General features: G+C 66.5%; 14 protein-coding genes. 6 read left to right on the top strand and 8 right to left on the bottom strand.

The window, feature by feature from the left end; translation table 11 throughout:
• Positions 1-17 precede the first annotated feature (17 nt).
• The gene (locus tag L5G32_RS09525; RefSeq protein WP_237010798.1) at positions 18-1,070 is read left to right on the top strand and encodes a YhjD/YihY/BrkB family envelope integrity protein; all 1,053 of its coding nucleotides are present in this window, start codon (positions 18-20) and stop codon (positions 1,068-1,070) included.
• Between the two features lie 15 nt (positions 1,071-1,085).
• Here the strand turns inward: L5G32_RS09525 and L5G32_RS09530 are convergent, their stop codons facing one another.
• The 5 genes from L5G32_RS09530 to sdhC all read right to left on the bottom strand — a co-directional run bounded on the left by L5G32_RS09530 (position 1,086) and on the right by sdhC (position 5,930).
• Positions 1,086-2,327: a D-alanyl-D-alanine carboxypeptidase gene (locus L5G32_RS09530; RefSeq protein ID WP_237010799.1), complete on the bottom strand. Its 1,242-nt coding sequence runs from the start codon at positions 2,325-2,327 to the stop codon at positions 1,086-1,088.
• 196 nt (positions 2,328-2,523) lie between these two features.
• Positions 2,524-3,306 (bottom strand): succinate dehydrogenase iron-sulfur subunit, encoded by a 783-nt coding sequence (locus tag L5G32_RS09535; protein ID WP_237010800.1) that lies wholly within the window; start codon positions 3,304-3,306, stop codon positions 2,524-2,526.
• Complete coding sequence (sdhA, locus tag L5G32_RS09540; protein ID WP_237010940.1) at positions 3,306-5,060, bottom strand: succinate dehydrogenase flavoprotein subunit; 1,755 nt, start codon at positions 5,058-5,060, stop codon at positions 3,306-3,308. Before sdhA ends, L5G32_RS09535 begins: the two co-directional genes overlap by 1 nt.
• An 18-nt stretch (positions 5,061-5,078) precedes the next feature.
• Positions 5,079-5,507 carry a succinate dehydrogenase hydrophobic membrane anchor subunit gene (locus L5G32_RS09545; RefSeq protein ID WP_237010801.1) on the bottom strand — a complete coding sequence of 143 codons (429 nt, stop codon included), beginning with the start codon at positions 5,505-5,507 and terminating at the stop codon, positions 5,079-5,081.
• Between the two features lie 15 nt (positions 5,508-5,522).
• Positions 5,523-5,930 (bottom strand): succinate dehydrogenase, cytochrome b556 subunit, encoded by a 408-nt coding sequence (gene sdhC / locus L5G32_RS09550; protein WP_237010802.1) that lies wholly within the window; start codon positions 5,928-5,930, stop codon positions 5,523-5,525.
• Positions 5,931-6,130: 200 nt separating this feature from the next.
• On the opposite strand from sdhC, the gene L5G32_RS09555 reads away from it, so the two are divergent.
• Complete coding sequence (locus L5G32_RS09555) at positions 6,131-6,562, top strand: cytidine deaminase (RefSeq protein ID WP_308192028.1); 432 nt, start codon at positions 6,131-6,133, stop codon at positions 6,560-6,562.
• Positions 6,562-7,830 (top strand): thymidine phosphorylase, encoded by a 1,269-nt coding sequence (locus L5G32_RS09560; RefSeq protein WP_237010942.1) that lies wholly within the window; start codon positions 6,562-6,564, stop codon positions 7,828-7,830. Before L5G32_RS09555 ends, L5G32_RS09560 begins: the two co-directional genes overlap by 1 nt.
• Before the next feature lie 201 nt (positions 7,831-8,031).
• Here L5G32_RS09560 and L5G32_RS09565 read toward each other — a convergent pair whose 3' ends face one another.
• Positions 8,032-9,033 (bottom strand): glycerophosphodiester phosphodiesterase, encoded by a 1,002-nt coding sequence (locus L5G32_RS09565; protein WP_237010803.1) that lies wholly within the window; start codon positions 9,031-9,033, stop codon positions 8,032-8,034.
• A gap of 299 nt (positions 9,034-9,332) precedes the next feature.
• Between L5G32_RS09565 and L5G32_RS09570 the strand changes: the two genes are divergently transcribed.
• The gene (locus L5G32_RS09570; RefSeq protein ID WP_237010804.1) at positions 9,333-10,415 is read left to right on the top strand and encodes an adenosine deaminase; all 1,083 of its coding nucleotides are present in this window, start codon (positions 9,333-9,335) and stop codon (positions 10,413-10,415) included.
• 67 nt (positions 10,416-10,482) lie between these two features.
• On the opposite strand, the gene L5G32_RS09575 is transcribed toward L5G32_RS09570, so the two are convergent.
• Both L5G32_RS09575 and L5G32_RS09580 read right to left on the bottom strand, forming a co-directional pair.
• Entirely contained in the window at positions 10,483-11,748 is a 1,266-nt protein-coding gene (locus L5G32_RS09575) for a SatS C-terminal domain-containing protein (RefSeq protein ID WP_237010805.1), read from the bottom strand.
• Between the two features lie 108 nt (positions 11,749-11,856).
• Positions 11,857-12,144, bottom strand: a complete 288-nt coding sequence (locus tag L5G32_RS09580; protein WP_237010806.1) for a hypothetical protein — start codon at positions 12,142-12,144, stop codon at positions 11,857-11,859.
• Positions 12,145-12,281: 137 nt separating this feature from the next.
• On the opposite strand from L5G32_RS09580, the gene L5G32_RS09585 reads away from it, so the two are divergent.
• Both L5G32_RS09585 and L5G32_RS09590 read left to right on the top strand, forming a co-directional pair.
• Positions 12,282-12,839, top strand: coding sequence for a sigma-70 family RNA polymerase sigma factor (locus tag L5G32_RS09585; RefSeq protein WP_237010807.1), 558 nt, complete (start codon positions 12,282-12,284; stop codon positions 12,837-12,839).
• Between the two features lie 3 nt (positions 12,840-12,842).
• Entirely contained in the window at positions 12,843-13,550 is a 708-nt protein-coding gene (locus L5G32_RS09590) for an anti-sigma factor (protein WP_237010808.1), read from the top strand.
• The last annotated feature ends 7 nt before the right edge of the window (positions 13,551-13,557 follow it).

Consider the following 13,557-nt stretch of genomic DNA (forward strand, 5'->3'; position numbering starts at 1 on the left):
ACGACCCGAGGAACCGCGTGAACCGGATCAAAGCCTTCTTCGCCGGACTACCGGCACTGTTCGAGCAACTCAAAGTGCGTTGGCCGTGGTTGGGGCGGCTGCTCGGCATGCAAGAGCACTACAACGCGCGTCGCGGCAACATGTATGCGGCCGCCATCAGCTTCATCGGCATGCTCTCGCTGGTGCCGATCCTCATGGTGTCGTTCGCCATCGCGGGCTTCGTGCTCGCGAGCCGGCCCGAACTGATCCAGGAGATCACCGACGCGGTGATCGAGAACGTGCCAGGCGAACTCGGCACACAGCTCAACGACATCATCGACTCCGCGATCGACTCCCGCCGCGCCGTCGGCGTCGTCGGTCTCTTGAGCGCCGCGCTCACCGGACTCGGCTGGATGGGCCTCACCCGCAACGGGCTCAGCGACATGTGGGGCGGACGACGCAAGCGCAATGCGGTGGTCGGCAAACTCGTCGACCTCGGGATGTTCGTCGGACTCGGTCTGCTGTTCGCGGCGACGATCGGCCTGACCGTGGCGACCACCGGGCCGATCGGACAGTGGGTGCTCGAACTCCTCCACATCGACGACACCATGTGGGGTGAGGCGCTGCTGCGCTTGGCGTCGATCGTCGCGTCCATCTGTGCGACGTGGTTCCTGTTCTCGATCGTCCTGTCGCAGATGCCCGTGCAGAAGGTCCCGGTGCGGGTCGTGGCGTCGGCGGCGCTGGCCGTCGCGATCATCTTCGAGATCCTCAAGTCGCTCGGCGCGATCTACCTCAAGTCGGTGCTCAGCAGCCCGGCCGCCGCGGCGTTCGGACCCATCCTGGGTGTCATGGTGTTCGCCTACCTGGCCTCACGCATCGTCCTGTACGCGGCGGCGTGGAGTGCGTCCAACCCGAAGAACGCGGAGTACCTGATCACCGACGAGGTGGAGTTCGGCGACGATCCCGAGCCCGAGCCCGTCTACCTGGCTCCGGTGTACGAGGGGTCGCAGAAGCGGGCCGCAGGCGGTCTGGCGGCCGCGGCCGGGATCGGCGCAGCCGTCGGTGCAGTTCTGTCGTGGCGACGCAATTGATCTGACCCGCGCGAGCTAGCCGCGCCGTCGCCTCCGGCGCAGGAGCACGCCGGCCGCTCCGAGCGCGACGACGGCGAACCCGACGAGCGCCCAGGCCGCCCAGTGCGGCGCGGCGTCGTCCTGGTGGTCAGCGGCGTGCGTGTCCGTGTGGTCGGACGACTCCGGGTCGACGAGCGTCCCGACGGACGTGCCCGCAGGCGCGGCGAACCCGTAGTCGAGAATGCGGACCGCTTGGTCCGAGTACAGGTTGTCGAGTTGGTTGACGCCGTACATCTGGACGACGACGAGGGTCCGCCCGTCACGTTCGACGGCGCCGACGAACGTCTTGAGAGCGTCGTCCGTGTAACCGGTCTTGCCGCCGAGCATGCCGGGATAGCCGTCGCGCAGAAGCGAATTGCTGGTGCCCATCGTGTACCCGGGGTGCGGTTTGTCGCCCGGAACGTCCGCCAACGGTGGGAAGCCGGGGAACTCGTAGGTCGGCAGGGAGATCATGTGCCGGAACGTGTCGTCGCTCATCGCGTGACGGAAGATCAGCGCCTCGTCGTAGGGCGACGTCGACATGCCCGCGGCGTCGAGACCCGACGGACTGGCCGCCCGGGTGTCCTTCGCGCCGAGCGCTGCGGCCTTCGCGTTCATCTTCGCGAGCGTCTCGTCGTAGCCGCCGAGTTCGCGGGCGATGGCGTTGGCGCAGTCGTTGCCCGACACCATGACGAGACCCGTCAGCAGGTCGCGCACCGTGTACGTGCCGCCCGGCCCGATGCCGCAGGAGTCGCCCTCGGTCTGGTAGTCCTCGACGGTTCCGGTGACCGTCTTCTCGAGGTCCAACTCGTCGAGGGCCGTCGCCGCGAGGAGCACCTTGATGGTCGACGCCGGGCGGTACCGTCCGTGCGGATCCTTGGCGGCGATCACGTCGCCGCTGTCGAGGTCGGCGATGAGCCAGCCCGCACTCGTCAGGTTCGCGGGCAGCGGTCCGGCTGCCGGGTCGGCGACGATGTCGCACCCGGCCAACGCCTCGCCGCCGACCGCGGGCGTTGGGACCGCCAGGGGAGTGGGGGTCGTGGCGCCCGGCGCGACGGCCTCGGACGTGTCGACCGCAGGCGGCGTGTGCTCCTTGTGCGGACAGCCCGCCGTGTCCGCGTGCGGTGCGGGCACGAACCCCGGGTCGGCGTGTGCGACGCCGCCCGGCAGCGCCAGCGCGACGGCGACCAACCCCGCGGTGAGCACGGTCGCGACTTTTCGGGCATATGAACTGGACATCGCGTACGAGGCTACCCCGCCGGGTTTCGACACGGCTCGTCGCTTGCGCTCCTCACCGGCTCAACCAGCTGCGGGGGTCGAGTCCTTTCCGCCGGTCGAGCGGAGTCGAGACCCCTACCGCCGGTCGAGACCCAGACGAGAGAGCCCCGACCGAACGGTCGGGGCTCTCTCGGGGCTGCAGAGAAAGGTCTGCGGTTTAGCGCGAGAACATCAGGGCGCGCTTGACTTCCTGGATCGCCTGCGTCACCTGGATGCCGCGAGGGCATGCGTCGGTGCAGTTGAACGTGGTGCGGCAACGCCACACACCGTCGACGTCGTTGAGGATGTCCAGTCGCTCGGCGGCTGCCTCGTCACGGCTGTCGAAGATGAAGCGGTGCGCGTTCACGATCGCGGCCGGACCGAAGTACGAGCCCTCGTTCCAGAACACCGGGCAGCTCGTCGTGCAGCAAGCACAGAGGATGCACTTGGTGGTGTCGTCGAAGCGGGCGCGGTCGGCCTGGCTCTGCAGACGCTCGGCGGTCGGCTCGTTGCCCGAGGTGATCAGGAACGGCTTGATCGCGCGGTACGCGTCGAAGAACGGCTCCATGTCGACGACCAGGTCCTTCTCCACGGGGAGGCCCTTGATCGGCTCGATGGAGATCGTGATCTCCTTCGATCCGTCCTTCGGCAGGAAGTCCTTCATGAGGAGCTTGCAGGCGAGGCGGTTGACGCCGTTGACTCGCATTGCGTCTGAGCCGCACACGCCGTGGGCGCAGCTGCGGCGGAAGGTCAGCGAGCCGTCCAGGTAGCCCTTCACGTAGAGGAGCAGGTTGAGCAGACGGTCGGTCGGCAACGCCGGGACGCGGAAGCTCTCGAAGCCCTGCGCGTCGGGATCTTCCGGGTTGAACCGGTAGATCTTCAGCGTGACCATGGTCGCCTCGTCGGGGACCGCGGGCAGCGGCGGCTCGCTGGTCGCTGGATTCTCCAAAGTGGCAGTCATCAGTACTTACGCTCCATCGGCTCGTAGCGGGTCTGGACGACGGGCTTGTAGTCGAGCTCGATGTCCGTGAGCAGACCCTTACCCTTCTTGTACGCCATGGTATGCACCATGAAGTTCTCGTCGTCGCGCTTCGGGAAGTCCTCGCGGGCGTGACCGCCGCGCGACTCCTTGCGGTTGATCGCACCGGCGACGGTCACCTCGGCCAGCTCGAGCAGGAACCCGAGCTCGACGGCCTCGAGGAGGTCGGTGTTGAACCGAACGCCCTTGTCGTGGACGCGGATGTGGTTGTACCGCTCCTTGAGTGCGCGCACATCGGTCAGCGCCCGGTTCAACGTCTCGTCGGTGCGGAACACCGACGCGTTGTTGTCCATGGTCTGCTGCAGTTCGGTGCGGATGTCGGCGACGCGCTCGTTGCCGTGCTCGGAGAGCAGGCCTGCGAGCCATTCGTCGACCATCGCGGTCGGCGTCTCCTCCAACTGGGTGAACGACGCGGTGGACGCGTACTCCGCGGCGGCGATGCCCGCGCGGCGACCGAACACGTTGATGTCGAGCAGCGAGTTGGTGCCGAGACGGTTGGCGCCGTGCACCGAGACGCAGGCGCACTCGCCCGCGGCGAACAGCCCGTGGACGACCTGCTCGTTGTTGCCGAGCACCTGGCCGTTGATGTTGGTCGGAATGCCGCCCATCACGTAGTGGCAGGTCGGGTACACCGGGACGAGCTCGGTGACCGGGTCGACGCCCAAGTAGGTGCGCGCGAACTCGGTGATGTCGGGGAGCTTCTCGTTGAGAACGTCCTCGCCGAGGTGACGCACGTCGATGTAGACGTAGTCCTTGTTCGGGCCGGCGCCGCGACCTTCGAGGACCTCCAGGACCATCGAGCGGGCGACGATGTCACGCGGCGCGAGGTCCTTGATGGTGGGGGCGTAGCGCTCCATGAAGCGCTCGCCGTCGGCGTTGCGGAGGATGCCGCCCTCGCCTCGGACCGCCTCGGAGATCAGGATGCCCAGGCCGGCGAGGCCGGTCGGGTGGAACTGGTGGAACTCCATGTCCTCGAGGGGGAGTCCCTTGCGGAAGACGATGCCCATGCCGTCACCGGTGAGGGTGTGGGCGTTGGACGTCGTCTTGTACATGCGACCCGAGCCGCCGGTGGCGAAGACGATCGACTTCGCATGGAAGACGTGGATCTCGCCGGTGGCCAACTCGTAGGCGACGACGCCGTTGGCGACGGGCTCGCCGTTCTCGTCGGTCGTCATGTTGACGTCGAGTGCGTAGAACTCGTTGTAGAACTCGACGTCGTGCTTGACGCAGTTCTGGTACAGCGTCTGAAGGATCATGTGGCCGGTGCGGTCGGCGGCGTAGCAGGCGCGGCGGACCGGAGCCTTGCCGTGATCGCGGGTGTGGCCACCGAAACGACGCTGGTCGATCCGGCCCTCAGGCGTGCGGTTGAAGGGGAGACCCATCTTCTCCAGGTCGAGCACCGCGTCGATGGCCTCTTTGGCCATGATCTCGGCGGCGTCCTGGTCGACGATGTAGTCGCCGCCCTTGACCGTGTCGAAGGTGTGCCACTCCCAGTTGTCTTCTTCGACGTTGGCCAGCGCGGCGCACATGCCGCCCTGAGCCGCGCCGGTGTGGCTGCGAGTCGGGTAGAGCTTGGTCAGCACTGCGGTGCGGGCGCGGGGCGCGGCCTCGATGGCCGCACGCATTCCTGCGCCACCCGCGCCGACGATGACGACGTCATAGCGATGTTCCTGCATGGTGTTTCTCAAAACTCCTTAGCTGCGGCCGAAGGTGAGGATCGCGTAGGTGCCCAACACGAGGATCAAGATCATCGAGAGGCCGAGCAGCACGTTGAGCCAGAAGCGGGTGCTGTCCTTGCGTGAATAGTCGGCGATGATTGTGCGGACACCGTTGGCGCCGTGGATCTCGGCGAGCCAGAGCATGAAGAGGTCCCAGACCTGCCAGAACGGCTGCTTCCAGCGATCGGCGACGAAGCTGGCGTCGATGCGGTGCACACCGTCGTCGACCATCAGCATGATGAACATGTGGCCGAAGGTCAGGATGATCAGGGCGATGCCCGAGAAGCGCATGAACATCCACGCGTACTTCTCGAAGTTGCCGCCCTTGCGGGGGCGGGGGCTGCGGGGGTTGTCCAGGCTGGCCGGACGGTCGTACTCGGTACCGAGTGTCTTGACTTCAGTCATTGTTTTCTCCCGGTCCTAGAACGCGTGGGTGAACAGGAGCTGCAGCAGGCGAGCGGCAGCAGCGATGAACACGATGGCGAAGACGGTCAGGATCGTCCAGAGCATCTGGCGCTGGTACTTCGCGCCCTTGCCCCAGAAGTCGACCAGGATGACGCGCACGCCGTTCAGTGCGTGGTAGAGCACGCAGAAGACGAGACCGATCTCCATGAGGCCGATGAGCGGCGTCTTATAGGTCTCGATGATCTCCGTGTACGTGTTCTCGTTGACCGAGATGACGGCCGTGTCGAGGACGTGCACGAAGAGGAAGAAGAAAATGGAGACGCCGGTGATGCGGTGCAGCACCCACGACCACATTCCTGGGTCACCTCGATAGAGAGATCGTTTGCGCACCGGTGCAGGTGCGACCTCGGTGGGGGTGCTCATCGCGAAACTACGCCTCCAAAGTCGTTGTCAGTTGCAGGTGTCTCGGGGCGGTCGCGGGGCGACGCAGCGGGACCCATCGCACCTGACTTTAAACCTATGCTGAGGCCTATCGTGAATTGCCCGAACAATGTGATCAGGGTCCTTAAAAATCATTAGGTATGCCTTACCTTTTGTATTCGACGGTTCGGTGAGAGGGAAATGTGACGCACATCGAGTTCGATGTTCTTCGGAATGCGGCGACAACCGCAATGACCAGGGCGTATGCCCCGTACTCTCGCTTTCCGGTCGGCGTAGCCGCTATCACCGCGGAAGGTGAATTGATCACCGCAGCCAATGTGGAGAATGTCTCATATGGTCTAGGTCTCTGTGCGGAAGTGGCTTTGGTCTCAGTCGGTGTTTCCCAAGGTTCTCTTGAAGGACTCGGAGGAGACAGTCGTAAGCGGCTCGTCGGCGTCTCTGTGTGCGACGGCGACGGGCGCACGCTGACTCCGTGTGGACGGTGCCGACAGGTGCTGCTCGAGTTCGGCGGACCCGAGCTGCTCGTCGACGGCGTGGACGGCCCGCGTCCGCTCGGCGACCTGCTGCCCGACGCGTTCGGTCCGGCCGACCTCGATCGGGTGCGGGGGCAGTGATGGACCCGATCGCGGTGATCGCGACCAAACGCGACGGCGGCGAACTGTCCACGGACCAGATCCGAGAGGTGATCGCGGCGTACACGGCGGGCGACGTCGCACCCGAGCAGATGTCGTCGCTGCTGATGGCGATCGTGCTCAACGGGATGGGGAGACGCGAGATCGCCGACTGGACGGCGGCGATGGTCGACTCCGGCGTCCGGCTGGACCTCTCCGGACTGCGTACCGTCGACAAGCACTCGACCGGCGGCGTCGGCGACAAGATCACGCTGCCGCTGACGCCGTTGGTCGCGTCCTACGGGCTGGCCGTGCCGCAGTTGTCGGGCCGGGGCCTCGGCCACACCGGTGGGACGCTCGACAAGCTCGAGTCGATTCCGGGATGGCGCGCCGACCTGACCGTCGACGAGATGCGGGCCCAACTGCGGGAGGTCGGAGCCGTCGTGTGCGCCGCCACCGCCGACCTCGCGCCGGCCGACCGCAAGCTGTACGCGCTGCGCGACGTGACCGGGACGGTCGCGTCGATCCCGCTGATCGCGGCCAGCATCATGAGCAAGAAGATCGCCGAGGGCACCGGTGCGCTGGTCCTCGACGTCAAAGTCGGATCCGGTGCGTTCATGAAAAACCGCGACGACGCCGACAAGTTGGCGCGCGCCATGGTCGAGTTGGGTTCGGACGCAGGCGTCGACACGAGAGCGTTGCTCACCGACATGTCGTCGCCCCTCGGGCGGACGGCTGGGAACGCCGTCGAGGTCGCCGAATCGTTGGAGGTCCTCGCCGGTGCCGGGCCGTCGGACGTGGTGGAACTGACGCTCGCGTTGGCCCGCGAGATGCTCGACGCCGGCGGTCTCGGCGACGTCGATCCGGCCGAGAACCTGCGCAACGGTCGTGCGATGGACACCTGGCGCGCGATGATCACCGGTCAGGGCGGCGACTCCGATGCTCCGCTGCCTGCTCCTCGGCACACGCATGTGATCGCTGCGGAGGCCGACGGTCGGCTGGCCGAACTCGATGCTCTGGCTGTCGGCGAGGCTGCGTGGCTCCTCGGCGCCGGTCGCTCACGTCCGGGGGACTCCGTCTCCTATGCTGCTGGCGTCACCTGGCACGTCGGTGTCGGTGACGAGATCCGGTCGGGCGACCCGCTGTTCACGCTGTCGTTCGACGACGAGTCCCGCCTCGATCGTGCAGTCTCGCGGTTGGCCGACGCTGCCGTGATCGCCGACTCCGCGCCGAGTCCCGGCTCGCGGTTGCTCGGTCGCGTGACCCGCTGATCGCGTCCGTTTTCATCGTTGATCGAGCCCGCTTTCCCCGTTGATCGAGCCGCTTTCCCGTTGATCGAGCGGAGTCGAGATCCGCTGTGCGCCAGTTGTCTCGACTTCGCTCGACCAGCGTGTGGGTGCGCCGTGTGGGAATGTTTCCGTCGCGTTGAGGGCTGGTTCCCGTTGATCGAGCGGAGTCGAGATCGGGTTCGATCAGCGCTGCCGGTACGACTTCGGGAGCGGGATGCCTTCGGCCTTGAACACTGACCGCAGGCGCGTCGGGTAGTCGGTGATGAGGCCGTCGACGCCGTACGACAACTGCTTGCGCATGTCGGACTTCTCGTTCACCGTCCACGGGATGACGCGGAGGCCGGCAGCGTGGGCGCGGTCGACGAGCTTGCTGTCGGACAGTTTGAACGCGGGCGAGAGGATGTCGAAGCCTGCCGACTTGGCGGCGGCGACGACGTCACCGCCGGAGCGCTCGAAGCTCGCGGGTCCGAGCCACGCGGACTTCGGCTTCCACGTGGTGTCGTCGTAGAGGGCGACGAGCGGGATGTTCGGCGCCTGCGCGTGAACCAACGGGAGGCTGCGCCAGTCGAAGCTCTGGATCTCGACCTGGTTCGTCAGGTGCGCCTTGCGGACCTCGCGGAGGATCGACGAGACGAAGACGGCTGGCTTCGCGCTCCGCGCGCGGTCTTCGGCTTCGATCTTGGTCTCGATGTTGAAGCGGACGCGGTTGTTCTTGTACTTCGCCGCCAAGTCGAACACTTGGGGGAGCGTCGCGATGCGGTTGCCGAGGACTGGCTTCGCCTCGGGGAAGTCGGCCAGGCGCTTATCGCAGATCAGCGTCTGGATCTGTCGGTGAGTCAGATCGTGGACGTCTTTGCCGACATACGGGAACTGGCGGTCGCCGGGGAACGCGGGCAGGGTGTCGCTGCACTTGTCGGCCTGGATCTCCGGGTCGTGCCAGAGCATCGGCACCGAGTCCTTCGTCATCACGACGTCGAGTTCGAGCGTGGTGACCCCGAGCTCCAACGACCGCGCGAAGCCGTACAGCGACTCCTCGGTGTGCTCGCCGCGCCCACCGCGGTGCGACTGAAGCTCCACACTCTTGTTCTCGGAGGGCGCTGCATGGACAGGGCCGGCGACGGCGGTTCCGGCGGCGATCGCCGCGGTCACAGCGGCGACGGCGAAGCGGGTGAGACGTGAGGTCATGGCGGTGACGGTAGCGGCGGAAATGGAATTCTCGGCGACGCCTGCGTGGCGGCGGGTTGACCGGGTGGTGTCATCCGTTCGTGGTGGGGCCAAGCCCCCCGCTGATCGAGTTGCCTCCCCGTTGATCGAGCCCCGCCCTCGTTGATCGAGCCCCGCCCTCGTTGATCGAGCGGAGTCGAGATCCGTTGTGCGAGGGCCTCGACTCCGCTCGACCAGCGAAGCTGTCTCAACAGACTCCGCTCGACCAGCATGGGACCGCTCGACCAGCGGATGCGGGCGCGGGCAGATACGGTCGAGCCATGATCACCGTCGAAGAATGCCGGTTGGCGCCCAAGGTACTTCTGCACGACCATCTCGACGGGGGCCTGCGGCCGTCGACGATCCTCGAGATCGCGAGGGAGACCGGATACGACAAGCTGCCGGCGGACGACGCCGTCGAACTGGCCGACTGGTTTCGGACCGCGGCCGACAGCGGGTCACTGGAGAAATACCTGGAGACCTTCGCTCATACGGTCGGGGTTATGCAGACGGCGGCCGCGCTCGAGCGGGTCGCGCGCGAATGCGTCGAGGACCTCGCCGCCGACGGCGTCGTGTACGCCGAGATCCGGTTCGCGCCCGAACAGCACCTGGAAGGCGGGTTGACGCTCGACGAGGTCGTCGAAGCAGTCCTCGCCGGATTCGAGGCGGGGCGGGAGGCCGCGCGCGCAGACGGCCAGGGCATCGTCGTCGGCTGCCTGGTCACCGCGATGCGGCACGCGGCGCGGTCACGCGAGATCGCCGAACTAGCGGTCCGCTTCCGCGACCGCGGAGTGGTCGGGTTCGACATCGCAGGAGCCGAGGCCGGCAACCCGCCGAGCCGTCACCTGGCCGCCTTCGACTACCTGCGCGCCGAGTGCGCGCACTTCACGATCCACGCAGGTGAAGCGTTCGGGCTGCCGTCCATCCACGAGGCGATCGCGTTCTGCGGCACCGACCGGCTCGGGCACGGCGTCCGCGTCACCGACGACATCGATCTGAGCGACGGTCTCGACGGCGCGATCCTCGGACGAGTCGCGAACTATGTGCGCGACAAGCGGATTCCCCTCGAACTGTGCCCGAGCAGCAACGTGCAGACCGGGGCAGTCGCATCGATCGCCGACCACCCCTTCGACAAGCTGGCGCGGCTCCGCTTCCGCGTCACCGTCAACACCGACAACCGCTTGATGAGCGACACCACCATGAGCCGTGAGTTCATGGTGCTGCACAAGCAGTTCGGTTACGGCTGGGCCGACTTCGAACGCTTCACCGTCAACGCGATGAAATCGGCGTTCATCCCGTTCGGGGAGCGACTGACACTGATCGACGACGTCATCAAACCTGGCTTCCGAGTGTTGATGGGGTAGAAATCAAAACGTTTGCGCTCGAAGGTGTCCTGAGGACACCTTCGAGCGCAAACGTTGAGAGAAATCTCTATCCGCGTTTGGTGAGTCGGTCCTCGAAGTCGTGGACCAGTGCGCGCCACTCCTCGGCTTCGTTGTCGTACGGGCCGGACGGGGCCAGACGCTTGGGATCCGGGTTGATCGCGTAGTCGGCGAACCAGCCGAGCGGGGTGGTCGACGCCAGCGTCTCGTTGACCGTCTCGATGTCCGCGTAGTCGGCGGCGTCGGTCAGCAACTCCACGGCCAGGTCCATCTGGCGCGATTCGACGCGGCGCGGGCCGTCGAGGATGTCCTCGTCGATGCCCTGCAGCGCGTACACGTTCTCCGGCAACACCTGGTACTCGATCTCGGCGGTCTCGGCCGCGCTCCGCACGTCCGCGAAGGTCGAGAGCTCGGCGAGGTCGTGGTCGGAGTTGCTCGCCAGGAAGCGGGTCAGCGCACGCTCGGAGCCGAAACCGAAGATCTGGCCCTTCGCGCCGAGGAACAGCGGGTCGTCGCCGAGGTAGCAGCGCAGCGTCAGGAATTCGCCTGCATCCGTGTAGATGCGGATCGGGTCGATGCCGACAGCGGCCCAGAAGTCGTCTTCCTCGACTTCGTCCTCGTCGTCCTCATCCGAGTCCTCGTCTTCGTCGTCGACGCCCTCGTCGCCGTCCAACTCGTCGATGTCCTCGTCGGGCTCGTCCTCGTCCTCGGCCGATGCGGCCGCAGCGAGTTCGACGTCGGCTGCCTCGACGGCGCTCGAGTCGACCTTCGGCTTGGACACGACGTCGTCGAGTGCGTCGATCACGTCGTCCCAGTGCTTGGCGATGATGCGGCCGATACGAACCCACTGGTCGATGCCGTCGCGGCCGGAGAAGTTGTTGGTCCCGACTGCCACCGCACCGAGAATCGGGTTGCCGGTGAAGAACTTGACGATCGGAGTCAGGTCGCAGACCTCGCCGATTATCCGCACGATCTCGAGAGCGTCCTCGAGTTCGGCGACCACCTCGGGCTTCGGGTCCTCAGCGGCCAGCTCGGGCACACCGATCAGGTCGTACGAGTGACGGTCGTCGGGGACGAGTTCATCGGCCTGAAGCTTCCTGATGGTGTCCCACGCGGGGTGATCGGCGAGGTCGTTGTCGTCATCAGCGCGCACGAAGGCGGCGAGCTCCGCAACGGAGTCGAGAACGTACAGATCCTCGTCGAGCCCAAGGAAGGCCTCCCACTCGTCGTCGCCCTCGCGCCAGCGCGGGGCCCATAGAGTGAACAGGTTTCCTTCGGTGAGTCCGAGTTCAATGGGGACAATGTCTCCGGCCATGCCCACAGAGCGTAGTCATGTTCGGTTGATCCTGCTCACCGCCCCCGCCTCTACGGCGCCGACGATCCGTGGATCGGGAGCAGAGGCGGGGGACCGGAGCAGCCGAAATCAGTTCTCCATACCGTCTTCCGGTGACATCGGCGCAGGTGACATCGGGTCGGACGGGGACATGGAGTCGGACGGTGTCATCGAGTCGGACGGGGACATGGAATCGGGTGCCATCGTGTCGGACGGCGCCATCATCTCGCTCGTCGGACTCATCTCGCCGGACGCAGGCGCGTCGTTGTCGTCGCCGTCGCCGCACGCGGTGAGAAACGCGAGCGCCGCGGCCGCCGCCAGCAACCCGCCTGCCACTGGGCGACGTGCCTTGGACAGAACCGGACTCGTATTCGACATGGTGTGACCTCTCCTCGGGTGACGGCGCGCGGACCGCGCCATCTAACCTGTGGTTCGGAGCCGGACCGGCGACGGATGGGTGGAGATCTCGCACCGATCCGTAGACGGCGCGGCATCGAATCAAGGATGTGAGATCTGTGGACGAGACCGACACCCGCGCGGCACCCGACGAACTGCTCGAACGGGTCGCGGCGGGCGACAAAGCGTCGTACGCCGAACTGTTCGACCTGCTCGCGCCACGCTGCCTGGCCCTCGCGCGCCGCGTCGTGGTGAGCCGGCCGCTGGCCGAGGAAGTAGTGCAGGACGCGTGGCTGCAGGTGTGGCGGACGGCGTCGACCTTCGACCGTTCACGCGGTTCCGCGACGACGTGGGTGACGACGCTGGTTCATCGCCGCGCGGTCGACACCGTCCGTCACGACTCGGCTGCCGCTCGCCGAGACCTGGCATATGAGGCGCGCAGACCGACCGGATACGACACTGTCAGCGAGTCGGCCGTCGACCGCGACGAGGCCCGCCGCGTCCGCCGCTGCTTGGACGGACTGACGACCAAACAGCGCGAGGCTATCGACCTCGCCTACTTCGGGGGTCGCACGTATGGGGAGGTCGCGGGCGATCTCGCGGTGAACCCGGCGACGGTGAAGACGAGGATCCGCGACGGCCTGCAACGGCTCCGCACCTGCATGGGAGGTCTGTGAGAAATGGCATCGAAATCTGACGACCATCCCGTCGACCTGCTCGGCGCTCTCGCGGTTGACGCTGTGGACGACGTCGAACGACGACGTCTGATGCGTCACGTCGACCGATGTGCGCAATGCCGCGCCGAACTGGACGCGCTGACCGAGACCGCAGCGTCGTTGTCGGTCGAGGAGGAGGCCGTCGACGACGACCTGCGCAGTCGGGTCCTGGCTGCGGTCGACGACGAGCCGCAGCGACGGAGATGGTCGCCCGCAGCATTCGCCGCCGTCGTGGTCGCCGCCGCGGTGGCCGTCGTCGTCAGCGTGTCCGTCGTCGTCTGGGCGAACCACCGGGACGACGCGCAACCCGCCATCGCGCAGCCCTCGACCTCGCAGGACGACACCATGAACCAGGTGCTCGCGGCCCCGGACATGCGTAAGGCGACCGGTGAGGTCGGCGACGGATCGGTCGCCGCGATGTACTCACCGTCCATGCGGGCGACGGTCGTGTCCGTAGACGGACTGCCCGGCGTCGATCCGAACATGGGCTACCAGGTGTGGATCACGGTGGACGATCAGGTCAAGAGCGCCGGAGTGGTGCGGGCAGGCGACAAGTCGTCGGTGATGATGACCGAGATGGGCACGCCGGTGGACGTCGGGTTGTCGGTGGAGCCGATGGACGGCTCGCCGGAGCCGACGTCGTCGATGGTGGTGTCGTTCCCCGTCGACTGAATCGCCC

The organism is Gordonia zhenghanii (genome assembly GCF_021738965.1).
Classification (GTDB): domain Bacteria; phylum Actinomycetota; class Actinomycetes; order Mycobacteriales; family Mycobacteriaceae; genus Gordonia; species Gordonia zhenghanii.